Source organism: Salinivibrio kushneri, assembly GCF_005280275.1.
GTDB classification, from domain to species: Bacteria; Pseudomonadota; Gammaproteobacteria; order Enterobacterales; family Vibrionaceae; genus Salinivibrio; species Salinivibrio kushneri.
The window spans coordinates 56,352-73,604 of record NZ_CP040022.1; the positions used below are offsets into that span (position 1 = coordinate 56,352).

Here is a 17,253-nt window from a genome sequence, read left to right on the forward strand (position 1 = left end):
TGTCGTTAATTTGGGGTTAATTTATCAGAAACTTAACCTTTGTTGTATTTGTCGATGATAAGCTTGTATCATCTTCTTTTGTGTTGTGGCACGGATAATTATGACAGCACGACAACCTTTCTCGTTAACGATCGCGCATATTAACGACACCCACTCTCACTTTGAGTCCACTCCTGTCTCACTGAACCTGGATGACAAGGCGACACCGGTTTATGCCAATAGCGGCGGGTTCGCACGCATTGCATCTGCGGTATCACATTTTCGCGAGCAGGCTAAGCAGGATGATCATGCCTTCCTTTTTTTACATGCTGGGGATTGCTTTCAAGGGACTCTGTATTACTCATTATTCAAAGGTAAAGCGAATGCAGATTTGCTGAATCGACTCGGCATTGATGCGATGGCGATCGGGAATCACGAGCTAGATCAGGGCAATGGCCCGGTGGCTGATTTTCTTGATGATATTCAATTCCCTTTACTTGCGGGGAATTGGCATGTGGTGGATGAGTCAAAAGACAAGGATAAGCGTGTCAGTGACAAATCCGCTTTATTGCCATATATCGCTCCGGAGGAGCGCGCGAGTACACTCATCAAAACCTATGCCGGGCACAAAGTGGGCATCTTCAGTTTAGCGGTTGAGCAAATGGCGGCATTGGCACACCCTGATCATGATACTCCTTTCTTGCCTGCAACACGCATCGCTGAAAACACCGTGGCTTTTTTGCGTCAACAAGGCGTGAACACCATTATTCTATTGAGCCACTTGGGTTATGACAAAGACAAGGAACTAGCGGCTGCGGTTAATGGGATTGATGTGATTGTGGGAGGACATACCCATGTGCTGCAGGGAGACTTTCAAAACCTTGGTTTGGCGAAAGAAGATCCCTACGGCTATAAAGTCAATGATACCTGGATTGTGCAAGCGGGTTGCCATGCGCAAGCCATCGGTCGCTTTACGTTATCTATCGATGAAAACGGTCGGCCAGTTGCCTTTGATGGTCAAAATTACTTGTTGCTCGGGCGCAGTCTCGCGATGGATGCCTCGCGGGAACAGCAATTGACTGAAGGCTCATATCAAGCAGTAAGAAGCTATCTTAACCGACAAGACAATGTACTGATATTACCCAGTGATCTCGCGTTGAAACAGTATCTACAGCGCACCTACCGTCCCCATGTGGCGCAACTAGAAAGTGACATTGTCACACATGTGCCGCAACGACTCCGTCATGTGCGTGTGCCTGACAGCGAGGGGGGCAGTGAAGTGGCCCCATTGGTGACAGAAAGCTTTCTGTGGGCCGCGCGTGAGCAAGGGATTGAAGCCGATTTTGCTATTCACAATGCGGGTGGTGTGAGAGTCAGTTTAAACGCCGGGCCGCTCTCTGCTGCTTTAATTGCAGGCACGTTGTTACCGTTTGCTATCGACGTGATCGCCTACCAAGTAACCGGCGCACAGATCCGTCGTGCGATTGAAGGCGCGATCAACAATGCGACAGATAATGGCGTAACGGGCCTCGGGTCGGGCAGCTTTCCGTATTGCGCCGATATACGCTATCGCTACGAAGCCTGGCAGCCGATGGGGGCGCGGGTAACACAACTCGAGATAAAGCGCGGTAATCACTGGATAGCCATCGATGATCAGCGACAATACACGGGTGTGTCGTCATCTTATACTGCCCAAGGTAAAGAAGGATACGATGCCATTCAAACCGGCCACCGCCGCTCGATTGGTTTATCCATGGCGGAGTGCTTTATTGACTATGCGCGTCAACAGCCAGTGTTGGCACTGCCTACTGAGCCTTTAGTGTGTTACCTCCGAACGTCTGATGAGAGAAAAACCTGCTGGGGGGAATAACTTGGCCTGCCCCTTGCTTATTGATAGTCAGCTTGGTGTTGACGGCAGACAATTGCCGTTTAAGTTTTTGACAAAATTGTCGATACATAAAGTGAACCTGAATTGATCGACACACTATCGAAAGGTGAGGGGTTATGGAAAAACGTGACTGGTTTGATATCGGCTTGATCAGTTTTTGGTTGGTGGCTTGGGCATCGATTGTTTACTTTGTGCCAGTCATTTAACTTATTTACTGATCCGCGGATTGCGGGGGAACCTGTTTGAGTCGGGTTCCCCAGCGCACTAATAACGGCTGTAAATAGATTGGCAGCTGTATGGCGCCGATTAATGGCAGAAATGCCGGCCCCAGCGCGGCACCAGCAACGGTGTACGTTAGCAATACGTTCCGATTGACCGCTGACACCGCGGCGATCATGCTCGCTTCTCGCCCCTGATGTCGATATAGCCCATACGCAATGATGAAAAAAAGTATGCAAATTGCAACTGAAATGGCTAAAAGCTCCAACGCGTAGCCTGAATCCTTTTGCCACATTGCCCCGAACGGCCCTACTAGCCCTAATGGAAAACTGAACACCAGCACAATGGTAAACTGTGCCAGTTTGCTGTGAATGCGTTTGAGTTTTTCGGGTTTGATCAGCGCGTGAAAAAGCGCGGCAAACATCATGGGACCAAAAATAAAGATCACCAATCGCACCGCATAGCTTTTTAGATCCAATGAAAAATCATCACCTGACAGCACCGTGAGATTGATGAATAAGACGACGGGCATGAGCAATGTTGACGCGATGGTGTAGGCCATGGCGATGAGCGCGTCCATTCCCAAAGAACGAATGATGGCAGGCGTTGCAAACAAAGACCCAGTGGCGCAAATGCCACTGATTGCTAGTAACAAAGGGGTAGACGCACCGAGTAGCCACGCGAGAGAACAAGTGAGTACGGTAAGTAGCACTGAGTGAACCAGTGCGTACACCCAGACCTGCCACCGGGCTAACGCTTTCACTAATAGACCTTGATGAATGCCAAGCAGGGTAAACAGCATCAAGGCGAATAGCACATAAGGTAAAAACGGAAATAAGGCTAACGAGACGCTCGGAAAGGCAAAGCCAATCAATGCGGCAATAAAAAGACACAACGCTGAATGTTTGGCGAGAAACGCGAGCATGGTCAACACCTTGGTCACATGTGTAATCACGATGTTATCAGGTTTACACAACTAATCGAGTGAAAAATAGTCTTTTTCAATGATTAATACACTGTGTCGTATAAAAAGTCAGACAGGATGAGGGAGCGAGCGGTGAATTCAAACAGACAAACTGAACTCATTGATGGCTTGTCCGTCAGGTAAGTGATTCGCTTATTTTACTGCAACTTAACATAATGAATACGTGCAAACCGGCAAGTATGTTAGATTAGAAAAACTAATCCATTGGTTTAATTTTCATCAGTTTAAATCTCGGGGTAGCACCTTATAATTTGCGCCGAGTGATTAAGACAACAAAGCGAGGATCTGATGACGACTGCAACGGTTAATATGCCCCGTTCTCGTCGATCTTACGCGGTAACAATCAAAGGACTGATCGCTCACGCCATGGATGTGCTGTTTACTCGCAGCACGCACGCTCCCGCTTATGATGCCAGTCGTTTACCGGCACATTTGCAGCGTGATATTGGTATAAACCGATAAGACGACTTAAAACGGATAGAACGCGAAACGCCACATCATCGAGATGTGGCGTTTTTTTTATGGTTTAATCGTCTCCGAGCGTTTACGAACAATGAGTGGCTTACCAAGCCGACGAATGCGATTAATTGAGGAGTACAAAAGATGGGATGGTTCTCTGCACTGTTTTCCAAGGGAAGCGAAAAACAATCACAGGCGTCAGTCACCCCCACAGAATACCAAGGGTATTTAATTTATCCTGAATCGACCGCCGAAAACGGCCAATATCGTGTCAGTGGCCGCATTTGCAAATCACTTGATGACAAGGTACTCACCCATAGGTTTATTCGCTCAGATTTGCTGGGAAGTCAGGAAGATGCCAACAGCCTGATGGTCACAAAAGCAAAAATGATGATTGATCAAAACGGTGATCGACTATTTGATTGAGGGGCGTCAACGAATCGCGCGATAGCAAAAATAATGCATAACTATGAGCAATTAATTCGGATAAAGTGTAGCCCAGATCACATTTATGCCCCAATGGCGATCCCCGCCCTGTGGTGATTAAGGAATAAACTCGTTAAGTTAACACTGTTGCGTTGCTAAGCACGAAGCACTGATAACAGACCGCAACAGCGTGATAAGCGAATAAAACCGCTTGGAATGCTTATTTTTGTCAGTGAACCTATTTCAGGCTGCGGTTTTCGCGCCTGTGATAACCAAAAAAATTTCTTATAAGCCAACATTCAGGGAATAGCTATGCAGATTGGTGTTCCAAAAGAGAGGCTCGTTAATGAAACGAGGGTAGCTGCGACACCTAAGTCGGTTGAGCAGCTTATCAAGCTCGGTTTTGACGTCGTAGTAGAGAAGGGAGCAGGCGAACAAGCAAGCTTTGAAGACACTGCGTACGAACAAGCTGGTGCGAGCATTGTTGATACAGACGCTGCCTGGCAGTCTGACATCATCTTTAAAGTTAATGCACCAGGCGTAATTGAAGAGACTGGCCAAGATGAAGTGGCGTTGCTGCAGGCAGGCACCACCTTGGTTAGCTTTATTTGGCCCGCTCAAAACGAAGAATTACTCGAGCGTCTGTCAGCGCAGAACGTGAACGTGATGGCCATGGATGCGGTCCCACGTATTTCACGAGCGCAGTCATTGGATGCGTTAAGCTCGATGGCAAATATCGCCGGTTACCGTGCAGTGGTTGAAGCGGCGCATGAGTTTGGCCGCTTCTTTACCGGACAAATCACGGCAGCGGGTAAAGTACCGCCTGCGAAAGTCTTTGTTGCGGGGGCTGGCGTTGCCGGGCTGGCGGCGATTGGCGCAGCGGGTAGCTTGGGGGCGATTGTCCGTGCTTTTGATGTTCGTCCTGAAGTGAAAGAACAAGTCGAGAGCATGGGGGCGGAGTTTTTAGAAGTCGACTTCAAACAAGACAACTCAGGCAGTGGCGATGGTTATGCCAAAGAAATGTCTGACGAGTTTAATCAGGCGGCGGAAAAGCTTTATGCGCAGCAAGCAGAAGATGTCGACATTATCGTCACAACCGCACTGATCCCCGGTAAGCCAGCGCCGACGCTGATCACCAAAGAGATGGTTGACAGCATGAAGCCGGGCAGCGTGATTGTTGATTTGGCCGCAGCTAATGGTGGCAACTGTGAGTACACGGAAAAAGATCAAGTGATCACCACGCCCAATGGCGTAAAAGTGATCGGTTACACCGATATGGTCGGCCGTTTGCCCACCCAATCGTCACAGCTTTATGCGACTAACTTAGTCAACCTCACCAAACTGCTTTGCAAAGAGAAAGACGGCAACATCCAGATTGATTTTGATGATGTGGTCGTGCGTGGCGTGACCGTAATCAAAGAAGGCGAGGTCACTTGGCCGGCGCCACCGATTCAAGTCTCCGCGCAACCTAAAGCAGAGCCCAAAGCTGAACCTGCTCCTAAGCCGGCACCCAAAAAAACCTCTCGGGCGACCAAGTATGGTCTAATGGCCGCCGCCGCAGGGGCGTTCGGATGGATTGCCAATTATGCCCCTAGTGAATTTCTCTCTCACTTTACCGTTTTCGTACTGGCCTGTGTGGTGGGCTACTACGTGGTATGGAATGTGACTCACGCGCTGCATACCCCGCTGATGTCTGTGACCAATGCGATCTCTGGCATCATCATCGTTGGGGCGTTATTGCAAGTAGGACAAGGCATTGGCTTTGTAACCTTCCTTGCTTTCATTGCCGTGTTGATCGCCAGCATCAATATATTTGGCGGCTTTACTGTTACAAAGCGCATGCTTGAAATGTTCCGTAAAGGGTAAGGAGAAAGAATGTCTGAAGGATTGGTACAAGCGGCGTATATTGTCGCTGCGCTTTGTTTTATTCTCAGTTTGGCTGGGCTCTCAAAGCAAGAGTCAGCACGCGCGGGTAACTATTACGGGATTACCGGGATGGCGATCGCACTGGTTGCCACCATCTGGGGGCCGGAAGTGCAAGGTGTGGGCTGGATTATTCTGGCCATGGTCATTGGTGGCGCGATCGGTATTTATTACGCCAAGCGCGTAGAAATGACGGAAATGCCGGAGCTAGTGGCGATGCTACACAGCTTCGTGGGTCTGGCTGCGGTATTGGTGGGCTTTAATACCTACATCGATCACCCGCCGCTGACGGGCGCGATGCTTAACATCCACTTGGTTGAGATTTTCCTCGGTGTCTTTATCGGTGCAATTACTTTCACCGGCTCGATTGTCGCCTTTGGTAAACTTCGTGGCGTGATTTCCTCCAAGGCGCTGATGTTGCCACATCGCCACAAGCTTAACTTGGCCGCTGTGGTTGTGTCGTTCTTGTTGCTAATCAGCTTTGTCAACGCTGAAGGCTCAACAGCGGCACTGCTGATTGTGACCGTCATTGCGCTAGCATTTGGTTATCACTTGGTGGCTTCGATCGGTGGCGCAGACATGCCCGTGGTGGTGTCGATGCTCAATTCCTACTCAGGATGGGCAGCGGCGGCGGCTGGCTTTATGCTGGCAAATGATCTCTTGATTGTGACAGGCGCGCTAGTGGGCTCATCGGGGGCGATTCTGTCTTACATCATGTGTAAAGCGATGAACCGTTCTTTCATTAGTGTCATCGCCGGTGGCTTTGGCTCTGATGGCGCTGCGTCTTCGGGTGATGACGAAGTTGGCGAGTATCGAGAAAGTACAGCCGAAGAAGTCGCCGAAATGCTGAAAGAGTCAAACAGCGTGGTCATCGCCCCAGGTTATGGCATGGCAGTCGCGCAAGCCCAATATCCTGTTTACGAGGTGACAGAAAAACTCCGTAGTATGGGCGTCGAGGTGCGCTTTGCCATTCACCCTGTTGCGGGTCGTTTGCCCGGTCACATGAACGTATTGTTGGCTGAGGCCAAAGTGCCGTATGACATCGTGTTGGAAATGGATGAAATCAATGATGATTTCCCTGACACAGATACCGTTTTGGTCATTGGTGCCAACGATACGGTGAACCCTGCGGCGACGGACGACCCATCGAGTCCTATCGCTGGCATGCCGGTCCTTGAGGTTTGGAACGCCAAAAATGTGGTGGTATTTAAGCGCTCAATGAACACAGGTTATGCTGGGGTGCAAAACCCGCTGTTCTTTAAAGACAATAGCAGCATGTTGTTCGGTGACGCGAAACAAAGTGTAGAAGCGATTTTTAAAGCGCTATAATTAGCCTTAATGCTTGATACGCTGTCAAAAAGAGCCAGTTCCGACTGGCTCTTTTTTTTGGCGTGTCTTGACTAAGCGAGGAATGATGGAACTTACACGGTACTGACATTTTGATAAAAATTGATGATAAGCTTGCGATCATGCGAATTCTGCTGCTACTCACTCTCACATTGGCTGGCTGGCCAACCTTGGCCGCGAGCACGTTCTCAGAGCAGATGACTGCCTTTCGTGCGCAGTTATTACTTGCCGATCCTGTCGCTCGCTACAACTTGATCGGCATTAACCGTGCTTTCCCCCGTGTGTTGCTCAGCCCAAAGAGTTTGCTGCCGCAGAGTGCTCAATACCCGTTAAAAGACATTCGCCGCCTATATCAAGCCGCACAAAAATGCCAAGGGCCGTGGCCTGTTAATCCGCAAGTGACCGAACCGTTGGTATTCACGCGAGCGATGTGTAATCACACCCAGCTTCCTGTGGCGTGGTTCTCGCGGTCTGGCTTTATTCATCCCGGTGGGGGGAGTTACGCGGCAAAATATGCCGAGCAGTTTCCCGAGCGGCGTAGCGAATTAATGCGCTTCTTTCATATTCAAGAGCGACCTCAAGCAGAACCCGATAGCTTGTTGGGGCGATTGCAGCGGATGGAGTCTCATGCCGTTGATGCCTTAAATAGCGGCGCTAAATCGTTAATCAGTCAGGATGAGATGTGGGTGCGCGTTGGCAGTTATTATCATTTATACCAAGCCTCGCAATGGCAGCCATTGCTGGCCGAGTTTGATTTAAGGATCACCCCTCGAGGAGAGCAAGATTTCTGTTTGGCGCGGGTGGGCAACATTTGTTGGAACGAAGAAAAAGCGCCCAGTTATTGGCCCTACTTGGTTGGAACATTAATCGTTATCAACCTCGTGGCACTGGGCGGTTGGGCGTTTAACCGCTGGACAGTGCAGCGCCGGTTGATGCAAGAGCGTATGCTGGTGTTGCAAATCCTCACTCATGAGCTTCGTACCCCGATTGCGAGCCTATCCATGACAGTGGAGGGTTTTCGGCGCAAATTTGACAGTCTACCCGATGATTTTTATGAGGAGTTCCGCCGGCTTTGCGAGGATTCGCGACGTCTAAAACAATTGGCGGAGGCAAGTAAAGATTATTTACAATCCAACCAGAAGCCTCTCAGTAAAGAGACAATTCCGTCTGTTGAAGAGTGGTTGGGTTATATTTGCGACGAACACCAAGTTACGTTACACGTAAGCCAAGATGGGGCGGTGCGAGCGAATGTTTATTGGTTAACAACATCATTGAACAATTTGATTGCTAATGCGGTCAAATATGGCGTAGCACCTGTCGATGTTCATGCTCACGTGTCTGAGGATCGTTTTACGATCGCGATACGCGATCAAGGGGAACTGACGGCCAAGGACTGGAAACATATACGTAAACCGTTTGTCAGCCAAAGTGGACTTGGACTGGGGCTGACGATTGTAGAATCCATGATTGAGCGAATGGGGGGGAAGTTAATTTTATCTGGCCCACCCACCACATTTACTTTGGAGATTCATTGTGACGCAAGCGACGTTACTTCTGGTTGAAGATGATGCCAACCTGGCGGACGGGTTACTGGCAAGCTTGGAACAAGCAGGCTACCGCTGCTTATATGCAGAGAACGCGACAAAAGTGGCCGAATTATGGCGCGATGCCGATCTCGTGATCCTCGATCGCCAATTGCCAGAAGGGGATTCAATTGAGTGGCTAGCGGATTGGAATAAGCTTAAAACTATTCCTGTGATTTTACTGACAGCCATGGTCTCGGTGCGCGATCGTGTTGGCGGGTTGGATTCGGGAGCCACTGATTATATCACCAAACCTTTTGCCGAAGCAGAGCTGCTCGCGCGTGTGCGTGTGCACCTTCGTCATCCCGTGGGGGAGGTAGAAGTCTCAAGCAATGACATCGTTATCAATGATGTGCGTATCGATACCGCGAGTCGAGCCGTTTTTTGTGGTGACGAAGAGATGACCTTGACGCGCACTGAGTTCGATCTTTTGCACTTTCTGGCTAAAAATGCCGGACGCGTATTCACGCGTGATGAACTATTGGATCAAGTGTGGGGCTATAACCATTACCCGACGACTCGTACCGTCGATACACACATATTACAGCTGCGCCAGAAGCTACCTTCGGTCAATATCGAAACCTTACGTGGCGTTGGCTACCGTATGAAAGCATGATGAAAAAGTGCGCTCTCTTTGGTCTATTCGCAACAACACTGGGTGCTGGTGGCACGCAGGCAGCATGGTTTGACGGCAATGATGCATTAACCAGTGCCCATCAGCGCCTGTTAGAGGGAAAAACCGCGGCGAGTGTCGAATCGATGATTGAGGCGTGGCAACAGCCTAGCCTTTCAGCGTCGCGTCAGAATCACCTGGCTAAGCTATTGGCACTGGCCATTACCGAAGATTGTGGTCGCAGCTTGAGCCGTCAGACATTGCCAGATTGGTTAAGCAACGTCTCCATTCGTCGAGAAACGGTGCAGACCACCAGTCGCGTTTACTATCGCGTCCAAGTCGCGGGAGAGTCGCAGCTTGGCGTTGACGCCTTTACGATGAAAAAATGGCCCGACGAAACCGTCATCAGTGACGATTTATCGGCAGAGCAGCAACACCGCTGGCGCCTTGTGAAAGATGGGCTATCAGAGCCAGTTTCTGAAGGGCTCTATCAGTTAACCGCTCAGTCAGTGGCTGGAGAGACATGGTCTAGCTGGTTATTGTTAACACAGCCTCAGCCGCGTCAAACGCTAAGTTGGAAAGACACCCGCAGCTGGCACATTGCGCCTTTTGATGATTTTAACTCAACCTGTCAGCGTCCTTTCTTGACGCTGAATCTTTATCCGCAAAACCAAACTGACGGTGCACCGATTTGGTCGGCAGAGAAGCACAAACGACTGCCGACTCAGTTACCTATGCTGGATGTCCCCAATGGCCAGTATTGGTTCAGTGTTGCCTTGATTGAGCGGCGCTGGCAGGGCGCGCTGTCAATTGAAGAAGTGCAACGCATCGGGCGTGCGGTTGATTTGCCGGACTTGGAGCCAGGGGCCCTTGAGGCGATTGCGCCTGAGACTGATAATCCGTAAAGCGACGTTTAGGCGTGTGGGATTTTGATAAAGCTCACAGGTTTGAGTGAGGGCTCTCCACCCATTCGTTTTTGCCTCTATCCTTGCTGTTAGTTGCGAAACAAACAATATAGAGGCTGCTCAATGACTTTTAAAACAAAAGCACTTGTTCTAGCGTTAGCCACGTGCTCTGCCAGTGTGATGGCCGCGACCAATCCAACCGATGCGCGTGGCAATGCCATGGGCGGAGTGGGTGTGGCATCGGGGGATTATCTCTCTGCTGGCTTTCATAACCCGGCTCTGGCGGCGCTCGATCCAGAGAGCGCGTTTGGTGTTCTCGTACCTTATCTCGGCGCTGAGGTGCGTGATCCCGATGAACTCGTCGATGGACTCGATGATGTGGCAGACGCCTTTGATACTAACGATGCCAATCAAATTGAACAATCATTACGAGCGGTGCAAGGTGATAAAGCGTATCTGGATGCCGGTTTAGGCGCGGCAGTAGGGATTCCCACAGGCTCTGTCTCTGCCACTCTTTATACATCGGGGTTAATTGAAGGCGCGGTGTTACCCGATATCGACACCAGTGACTTTGGCCTCACCTCCAACCCCAATTCAAATGCGACGATCATTGCCGCCGGTATTGGTGAATTAGGGGTAGCACTGGCGACCAACCTTGATATTGCCGGCCAGCGCGTCGCGGTGGGTGTGACGCCAAAACTGCAACGGATCACTACTTATAATTACGGCGTCGCGGTCGACGATTACGATACGGATGATTGGGATGACAGCCGCTACCGTGAAGAGGACAACACGTTTAACCTTGATCTTGGCGCTGTTTGGCAATCGGGCCCTTATCGGGTGGGGCTTGCCGGTAAGAATTTGGTTAGCCAAGATGTCGATACTGTGACTAGCGCGAGAACAGGCCACCGTTTTACGTATGAACTTGAACCACAACTCACACTGGGTTCGGCGTTTGTGTCTGACTTTGTCACCTTGGCGGCAGACTTGGATCTGAACAAGAAGAAAGGTTTCAAAGGTTCCTTGGATGTGGATGATGACACCCAGTTTTTCCGAGTTGGGGCAGAATTTGATGCCTTTGGCCATGCGCAGTTACGTACTGGTTACCGTGCAGACCTTGAAGATAATGTCGATAATGCGTTTACGCTCGGCTTAGGCTTATCTCCCTTTGGTGTCGCTAACTTCGATATTGCTGCCAGCATTATCGATAGCAACAGCTATGGGGGCTCGGCACAGCTGGCGTTTACGTTCTAACGCTGCATTTGGGATGACAAATGAAAAGGCAGGCCCTAAAATGGCCTGCCTTTTTTGATCACGATGTACTACCAAGAGAGCCCCACCTATGTTTGATGGCGTCACGTTAAACCATGAACAACAGCAAGAAGCGGCAGAGCGCATTCATGCGCTGATGGCAGAAGGGATGAGCAGTGGCGAAGCGATTATGCAGGTTGCCAATGAAATACGTTCGCAAGCCGCTCAAGCCTCTTCGTCTGAAGAGTGAGACAAGTTACAAACAAATCGTCTTTTTATTTACAATTCCACCAATCCCTGATTTATTTAAAGGAGAGCAGTAAAAGGAGTGTCGGATGAGCAATCGGCTTGAAAAGGCGCGCGAGTGGGCAAGGGTGCGGCACGCACTGCAACGCTATGGAGCCCAGCCTTATCGTTGTCACCTTGATCATGTTGAACGTATTGCCGCGCCCTTTGGGGAGCAAGCACGCATTGTGGCGCAATTGCATGACATTCTGGAAGATACCGCCACACGTGTTGACGAAATCTCAGCACTTTTCGGCCCAACCGTTGCTAGAGCTGTGATGCTGGTGACGGATCCCCGACGGCCCAGTCGGGAAGAGAGAAAGCGCGCCTTAAACCAACGTTTGATTGCACTCGATCCGAGCGATGAAGCCGCGTGGTTAGCATTAGTGGTAAAAACGTGTGACCGTTTAGCCAATGTGATTGCCAGTAGTGAGCATAGCCCACCGCGTTTTTTACAATATCAACGTGAGCATGGAGGCTTCCGGGTCGCCGTATATCGACGAGGGTTATGTGATCACCTTTGGCGTGAGTTAGATGGCCTGATTGATGCCGGCCAACAAGCAGACCGGCACCCAGATCATCAACTGCACGCATCCATCTCTTGACTCAGGCTAAGCCAGACACGCTTTTCTTTTAACGCCTCAGTTCATCAATCAGTTATCGAGATCATAAATTGTCGGAATCGGTTGACGTTTGTGCTGTGTGGCTTGGTAAACCTGAATAATCTTCTCTTTAACCGCGTCTTCAACCGGCTTACCCTCAAGAAAATCATCGATTTGCTCATAGGTCAGCTGCAGCGCTTCTTCATCCGCTTTTTGCGGTGATAAGTCTTCCAAGTCAGCGGTGGGCGTTTTATTTACCAAGACGTCTGGTGCCCCCAATGTGGCGGCGAGTTGACGCACTTGTCGTTTGCTTAGACCAAAGAGCGGCGCAAGATCACACGCACCATCGCCGAACTTAGTATAGAAGCCCGTGATGTTCTCGGCAGAATGGTCAGTCCCGATGACGAGCCCTTGTGTTAATCCTGCTATTTCGTATTGCGCCATCATTCTTGCGCGTGCTTTGACATTGCCTTTGGCAAAATCAACCCGGCTATCACTGTCGGGGAGTAAGCCTACGGCAGACACGGCATCTAAAACTGATTGGTGATTACCATCGACCCCCGGTTTAACGTTGACCGTGACGGTTTTGCTCGGCTTGATAAAAGACAGGGCGAGTTGCGCTTCGTCTTCGTCTTTTTGTTCGCCATAGGGCAATCTGACCGCAATGAATTGATAGTGATCCTTGTTTGCTTCTTGGTTAAGCGCTTCAATCGCTAACTGTGCCAGTCGTCCACATGTCGACGAATCGACACCACCACTGATACCTAACACGAGGCTACGTGTCCCGGAACGTTGCAACATAGTTTTGATAAAGGCGATGCGACGACGGATCTCCGTTTCTGGGTCGATATTGGATTGGACGCGCATTTCTTCGCGGATCTGGTGTTCCATCTTATGTTCCTCTCAATCACTCTGGCATACAATGTCAATGAAGACTCTACTGTGAGTTATTGTGCATGATCTCTGTTGGCTTGGGTATAGCGCAAGTGAATCTCCTCACTCTGATGGCGATAGGTTAGGCTTTTGGTCAAATTCATGGCATCATCTCGCGTAATCCCTAAACGCGAACATGACTTGGCAAAGAGCGTATAATGACAGAGCAAATAGCCGTATTTGGCAGCGCATTCAATCCACCCACTCAAGGTCACGCGTCTGTTCTGGCGCAATTGTGTCATTTTGACAAGGTGCTGCTCGTGCCGAGTTATAGACATGCATGGGGAAAAATGATGGCACCTTACGAGACACGATGCGGGTGGGTACAGGCATTGATTCATGATTTGTGCTTACCGAATCTACACTTGTGTCAGCGAGAGGCATCGTTAGGGCGAGAAGGTGACGCTGTCACAACACACATGCTGCTTTCCGCGTTACAGCACGATTATCCTGACGCGGCACTCACGTTCGTTGTGGGCCCTGATAACTTACTCAAATTTGACCAATTTGCCGATAGTGCGCAAATACTCTCGCGCTGGTCAGTATTGGGGATGCCTGAGAAGGTGGTGGTGCGCAGTACACATATTCGTGAACGACTCGCACAAGGCTTACCGGTAGATGATCTCACCACCCCGACAATCGCAGCACAGCTGAGCGAAGCCGTATTTTGTCGCTAGCGGCCTATCGGCGCGTTTTTAACAGTGCTTGCGTTTAGCGTTCAAACACACAGGCATAACGAGTGTACAGGGTGTCAGCGTCGGCCGTGGAGACGCCGGCCGACTCAGCCGCGCGCTCCCATGTTTTACCAGACTTTATCGCTGCTCTTAGCTGTCGAACGGTAAAATACTCTTGCAGTTGTGCAATGGTCAGCTGAGTAAGCGCTTGTAATTGGTAGTGTTGCGCTGTGCTCACCGGCGGCTGGCCTGTTTGGGCATATGCCGTACAATCTGCCAGCGCTTGGGTGGGCGCATCAAGTTGCTGGGTCGGCGCGAGGTGGGTGATTTGGTCAAGCAGCACGGCTTGAATGTGATGCGACTGCGCTGCCGTCAACACGGATGCTGTTGGCGAGCCAAGCTCCATTAAGCCGGCGGCCAGTAATGGGGGCAACACAACATGTCCCACACTCTCAGGGAGAGAATGTTGTGTGCGTGGCGATACGGCCAATTGGTGTAAACGGGTATTGGGCGTGATGGTCAATGCATGAAGGCACTCAAAAGGTAGCCAGAACCCCTGACCGGTGTAGACAGGGACATCTGTTTTTCCTAAGCGAACAAGCACTAAACCGTCCTCAACATAAAGCAGGTTCGCTGTGTAGCGGCGCTTTCGAGGGGTGAATATCAATGAGGGTGTGTGATAAAGAGTGTATTCGCTTGTGGTCTTCATAACAGTGTCTCGATGTAATAAGGCGGCAATGGTGAGCACTTTTGCTGTTGAGGTCAAGTCAATGACGGTAAAGGGAACTCTTAACCAGGCTGAAGGTCTGACCTCCAACCTGTGTAAAATTTCGGTGGGTTCACTTTGAATCCTTTGTTGACTGCGTAGAATGGCGCGGTTTTTACTCGATATAATGGAAGAAAGTGCAGACAGTTAACGATCCTTATCAAGAGATTCGTCCTTATCATGACGACGAAGTTCCCAGTGCAATTCAGCGACTCATCCAAGATGACGAGTTTATCAATGCGATTCTATCTTATCGCTATCCGCATGCGTCTGGCCCGCTTGGTTGGCTTTTAAAGCCTGCTCTTAAATTGTATCTAACTAAAAAGTGGAGCAATATTAAAACAGTGCAGGATGTCCAACTGCATGTCGCCAGCTATATGCGCAAGATGATTAAAACAACCTGTGATAAAGTCACGGTCTCTGGCGTAGAAAAACTGGATCCGAATAAAGCCTACCTATTTGTCTCCAACCACAGAGACATTGCGATGGACCCTGCGCTAGTAAACTGGTGCTTGCACCAACAGGGGCTCGATACAGTGAGAATCGCTATCGGTGATAACCTGTTACGTAAACCGTGTGCGACTGAGCTGATGAAGCTTAACAAAAGCTTTATTGTCAAACGCTCAGCCAAAGCACCACGTGAAATGATGAAGTCATTATCACAGTTATCGGGTTATTTGCGCTTATCCCTCGATGAGGGTCAGTCGATCTGGATTGCTCAGCGAGAGGGGCGAGCCAAGACGGGCCAAGATGTCACGGATCCGGCAATCTTAAAAATGTTCTTCATGGAAGGGCGAAAACGCAAGCAAGACTTTGACAGCTATATGGAAGCGCTTAATGTGGTGCCTGTCGCCATCTCCTACCAAAACGATCCATGCGATCTAGACAAAGCAACTGAATTAGACGCGGTCAACCGCCTTGGCGCCTACGAAAAAAGCGAGTTTGAAGATATTCAAACCATCGTGAAAGGGATTGTCGGCGACAAACGGCATGTGCACGTGGCCTTTGGTGAGCCTGTGACCCTGTCACAAGACACACCCGAGTCAATGGCCGCAAAAATTGATGCGCAAATCCACCAGTTATACCGTTTATACCCGGCTAATTATATTGCCGCTGGGGTAGAGCATGACAGTGTCACGCCGGCTGAGCAGCGCCTCTATGAGCAGAAGCTTGCCCAGGCCCCCGAAGCGGCGCGTGACTATTTGCGTGAAATGTACGCTAACCCTGTGCTCAATCAGTGTGCAACAAGCTCAGACAATATCAATCAGGACAGTCCTCTCGCAGCAGAAAATAATAAGTGACAGCGTCACTCATGATGGCGATCCCAAATCGGCGGATCGCCGACTTCTTGCAGCATAAAATCGACAAACTCTCTCACTTTGGGCGCAAGATGTTTGCGTCTTGGATACACAATGTATATCGGCAGCTCAAGGCAAGGTTGCCATTCAGGCAATAGCTCAATGAGTTCACCTTTTTCTATTTCCTCGTTAATAAGGTAAGTAGCCAAATAGGCAATGCCGAGTCCCGCTTTAACCGCCTCGAGTACCGCGGGTGCGTTATTAATTGTGTACTGGCCACTGACATGCACCACTTGCTCCATGCCTGCTTTCATAAACGGCCATTTATCATAACGGCGCTCACGGCTTTGATAGGTGATGCAATCGTGCTGCCGCAAATCAACCAGTTGTTTTGGGATGCCTCTCGCTTCTAGATAACCGGGTGCCGCGACCAGTTTAAATTGGCAATCCGCCAGCTTTCGCGCCACCATGCCTTCTGGGGGATGTTCATGAATCGCGACCCAGCAATCGTAGCCTTCCTCGACGAGGTTAGGGCGGTGATCAAAAAGATTAATGTTGAGGTTAAGCGCTGGGTAAGTTTGGCGGAATTTAGCGAAATGACGCGTCATTAATGTATTGCCAAACGACTGTGCGACGCCAATCTTAAGTTTGCCTGTCACTTCATTGCGATAGCCTGCCACCATCGCTTCCGCTTCGTCCAAGGTAGCGATCAACTGGCTGCCATACTCCGCATATCTGCTACCGACTTCGGTAAGGGAAACAGAGCGGGTGTTGCGCTGCACCAACTGCACACCTAAGCGATCCTCTAAATAGCGAACCTGTTTGCTGACCTGAGACTTCGAAATTCCCAGCCTGTCTGCTGCGCGAGTAAAGTGCTGCTCTTGTGCAACAGCGGCTAGCACAACGATTTGTTGAAGGTAATCGAGCATTCTACGCACATCCATTTCATCAATAGCGTGAGACTACCACATAACGTCGGTGGTCAGGAATGTGTGTGACAATGTCACGCATGCGTATTCATCAAAGATAAACGGTTTATACCACTTCGAGTGTATTTCATTAAATGCGTGCACATTGTGACATCGATGCGTCGATGAGGGCACGTCTTTTCTGCCCT

Annotated in this window: 17 protein-coding genes; 13 read left to right on the forward strand and 4 right to left on the reverse strand. The window is 49.9% G+C overall.

Annotated features, from left to right (window positions below; genetic code table 11):
* The first annotated feature begins 100 nt into the window (after positions 1-100).
* Positions 101-1,849: a bifunctional metallophosphatase/5'-nucleotidase gene (locus FCN78_RS13335; protein ID WP_077659224.1), complete on the forward strand. Its 1,749-nt coding sequence runs from the start codon at positions 101-103 to the stop codon at positions 1,847-1,849.
* Positions 1,850-2,078: 229 nt separating this feature from the next.
* Here the strand turns inward: FCN78_RS13335 and FCN78_RS13340 are convergent, their stop codons facing one another.
* Entirely contained in the window at positions 2,079-3,011 is a 933-nt protein-coding gene (locus FCN78_RS13340; protein WP_201258658.1) for a hypothetical protein, read from the reverse strand.
* 348 nt (positions 3,012-3,359) lie between these two features.
* Here FCN78_RS13340 and FCN78_RS15890 point away from each other — a divergent pair, with 348 nt between their 5' ends.
* The 10 genes from FCN78_RS15890 (at position 3,360) to FCN78_RS13385 (ending at position 12,468) form a co-directional block, all read left to right on the forward strand.
* Complete coding sequence (locus FCN78_RS15890; RefSeq protein ID WP_167369488.1) at positions 3,360-3,533, forward strand: hypothetical protein; 174 nt, start codon at positions 3,360-3,362, stop codon at positions 3,531-3,533.
* 141 nt (positions 3,534-3,674) lie between these two features.
* Positions 3,675-3,956: an HlyU family transcriptional regulator gene (locus FCN78_RS13345; RefSeq protein WP_077523163.1), complete on the forward strand. Its 282-nt coding sequence runs from the start codon at positions 3,675-3,677 to the stop codon at positions 3,954-3,956.
* Positions 3,957-4,268: 312 nt separating this feature from the next.
* Positions 4,269-5,822: a Re/Si-specific NAD(P)(+) transhydrogenase subunit alpha gene (locus FCN78_RS13350; protein WP_077523165.1), complete on the forward strand. Its 1,554-nt coding sequence runs from the start codon at positions 4,269-4,271 to the stop codon at positions 5,820-5,822.
* A gap of 9 nt (positions 5,823-5,831) precedes the next feature.
* Entirely contained in the window at positions 5,832-7,208 is a 1,377-nt protein-coding gene (gene pntB, locus FCN78_RS13355; protein ID WP_069362972.1) for a Re/Si-specific NAD(P)(+) transhydrogenase subunit beta, read from the forward strand.
* A gap of 140 nt (positions 7,209-7,348) precedes the next feature.
* A complete protein-coding gene (locus FCN78_RS13360; protein WP_077659266.1) occupies positions 7,349-8,788 on the forward strand; it encodes an ATP-binding protein in 1,440 nt (479 codons plus the stop codon).
* The gene (locus FCN78_RS13365) at positions 8,760-9,425 is read left to right on the forward strand and encodes a response regulator transcription factor (RefSeq protein WP_069362973.1); all 666 of its coding nucleotides are present in this window, start codon (positions 8,760-8,762) and stop codon (positions 9,423-9,425) included. Before FCN78_RS13360 ends, FCN78_RS13365 begins: the two co-directional genes overlap by 29 nt.
* Positions 9,422-10,327, forward strand: coding sequence for a DUF2861 family protein (locus FCN78_RS13370; RefSeq protein ID WP_069362974.1), 906 nt, complete (start codon positions 9,422-9,424; stop codon positions 10,325-10,327). The genes FCN78_RS13365 and FCN78_RS13370 overlap by 4 nt, the downstream gene beginning before the upstream one ends.
* Before the next feature lie 123 nt (positions 10,328-10,450).
* Positions 10,451-11,581 (forward strand): conjugal transfer protein TraF, encoded by a 1,131-nt coding sequence (locus tag FCN78_RS13375; protein ID WP_077523167.1) that lies wholly within the window; start codon positions 10,451-10,453, stop codon positions 11,579-11,581.
* An 88-nt stretch (positions 11,582-11,669) separates the two neighbouring features.
* Complete coding sequence (locus FCN78_RS13380) at positions 11,670-11,828, forward strand: YoaH family protein (RefSeq protein WP_077487001.1); 159 nt, start codon at positions 11,670-11,672, stop codon at positions 11,826-11,828.
* Positions 11,829-11,913: 85 nt separating this feature from the next.
* Positions 11,914-12,468, forward strand: a complete 555-nt coding sequence (locus tag FCN78_RS13385; RefSeq protein ID WP_069362976.1) for an HD domain-containing protein — start codon at positions 11,914-11,916, stop codon at positions 12,466-12,468.
* A 48-nt stretch (positions 12,469-12,516) separates the two neighbouring features.
* On the opposite strand, the gene nadE is transcribed toward FCN78_RS13385, so the two are convergent.
* Positions 12,517-13,356, reverse strand: coding sequence for an ammonia-dependent NAD(+) synthetase (nadE, locus tag FCN78_RS13390; protein ID WP_077458892.1), 840 nt, complete (start codon positions 13,354-13,356; stop codon positions 12,517-12,519).
* Positions 13,357-13,556: 200 nt separating this feature from the next.
* On the opposite strand from nadE, the gene FCN78_RS13395 reads away from it, so the two are divergent.
* Entirely contained in the window at positions 13,557-14,075 is a 519-nt protein-coding gene (locus FCN78_RS13395) for a nicotinate-nicotinamide nucleotide adenylyltransferase (protein ID WP_077659225.1), read from the forward strand.
* Between the two features lie 34 nt (positions 14,076-14,109).
* Here FCN78_RS13395 and FCN78_RS13400 read toward each other — a convergent pair whose 3' ends face one another.
* Positions 14,110-14,781, reverse strand: coding sequence for a cupin domain-containing protein (locus FCN78_RS13400; RefSeq protein WP_077659226.1), 672 nt, complete (start codon positions 14,779-14,781; stop codon positions 14,110-14,112).
* Positions 14,782-14,975: 194 nt separating this feature from the next.
* Here FCN78_RS13400 and FCN78_RS13405 point away from each other — a divergent pair, with 194 nt between their 5' ends.
* Positions 14,976-16,139, forward strand: coding sequence for a lysophospholipid acyltransferase family protein (locus tag FCN78_RS13405; RefSeq protein WP_069362980.1), 1,164 nt, complete (start codon positions 14,976-14,978; stop codon positions 16,137-16,139).
* Between the two features lie 5 nt (positions 16,140-16,144).
* Here the strand turns inward: FCN78_RS13405 and FCN78_RS13410 are convergent, their stop codons facing one another.
* Complete coding sequence (locus FCN78_RS13410; RefSeq protein WP_077659227.1) at positions 16,145-17,065, reverse strand: LysR family transcriptional regulator; 921 nt, start codon at positions 17,063-17,065, stop codon at positions 16,145-16,147.
* Between the last annotated feature and the right edge of the window lie 188 nt (positions 17,066-17,253).

What these genes read in the sequence shown, in the direction of transcription:
- FCN78_RS13335 (WP_077659224.1), top strand. Translation starts at nt 101, where the DNA reads ATGACAGCACGACAACCTTTCTCGTTAACGATCGCGCATATTAACGAC.
- FCN78_RS13340 (WP_201258658.1), bottom strand. Translation starts at nt 3,011, where the DNA reads ATGCTCGCGTTTCTCGCCAAACATTCAGCGTTGTGTCTTTTTATTGCC.
- FCN78_RS15890 (WP_167369488.1), top strand. Translation starts at nt 3,360, where the DNA reads ATGACGACTGCAACGGTTAATATGCCCCGTTCTCGTCGATCTTACGCG.
- FCN78_RS13345 (WP_077523163.1), top strand. Translation starts at nt 3,675, where the DNA reads ATGGGATGGTTCTCTGCACTGTTTTCCAAGGGAAGCGAAAAACAATCA.
- FCN78_RS13350 (WP_077523165.1), top strand. Translation starts at nt 4,269, where the DNA reads ATGCAGATTGGTGTTCCAAAAGAGAGGCTCGTTAATGAAACGAGGGTA.
- pntB (WP_069362972.1), top strand. Translation starts at nt 5,832, where the DNA reads ATGTCTGAAGGATTGGTACAAGCGGCGTATATTGTCGCTGCGCTTTGT.
- FCN78_RS13360 (WP_077659266.1), top strand. Translation starts at nt 7,349, where the DNA reads ATGCGAATTCTGCTGCTACTCACTCTCACATTGGCTGGCTGGCCAACC.
- FCN78_RS13370 (WP_069362974.1), top strand. Translation starts at nt 9,422, where the DNA reads ATGATGAAAAAGTGCGCTCTCTTTGGTCTATTCGCAACAACACTGGGT.
- FCN78_RS13375 (WP_077523167.1), top strand. Translation starts at nt 10,451, where the DNA reads ATGACTTTTAAAACAAAAGCACTTGTTCTAGCGTTAGCCACGTGCTCT.
- FCN78_RS13380 (WP_077487001.1), top strand. Translation starts at nt 11,670, where the DNA reads ATGTTTGATGGCGTCACGTTAAACCATGAACAACAGCAAGAAGCGGCA.
- FCN78_RS13385 (WP_069362976.1), top strand. Translation starts at nt 11,914, where the DNA reads ATGAGCAATCGGCTTGAAAAGGCGCGCGAGTGGGCAAGGGTGCGGCAC.
- nadE (WP_077458892.1), bottom strand. Translation starts at nt 13,356, where the DNA reads ATGGAACACCAGATCCGCGAAGAAATGCGCGTCCAATCCAATATCGAC.
- FCN78_RS13395 (WP_077659225.1), top strand. Translation starts at nt 13,557, where the DNA reads ATGACAGAGCAAATAGCCGTATTTGGCAGCGCATTCAATCCACCCACT.
- FCN78_RS13400 (WP_077659226.1), bottom strand. Translation starts at nt 14,781, where the DNA reads ATGAAGACCACAAGCGAATACACTCTTTATCACACACCCTCATTGATA.
- FCN78_RS13410 (WP_077659227.1), bottom strand. Translation starts at nt 17,065, where the DNA reads ATGCTCGATTACCTTCAACAAATCGTTGTGCTAGCCGCTGTTGCACAA.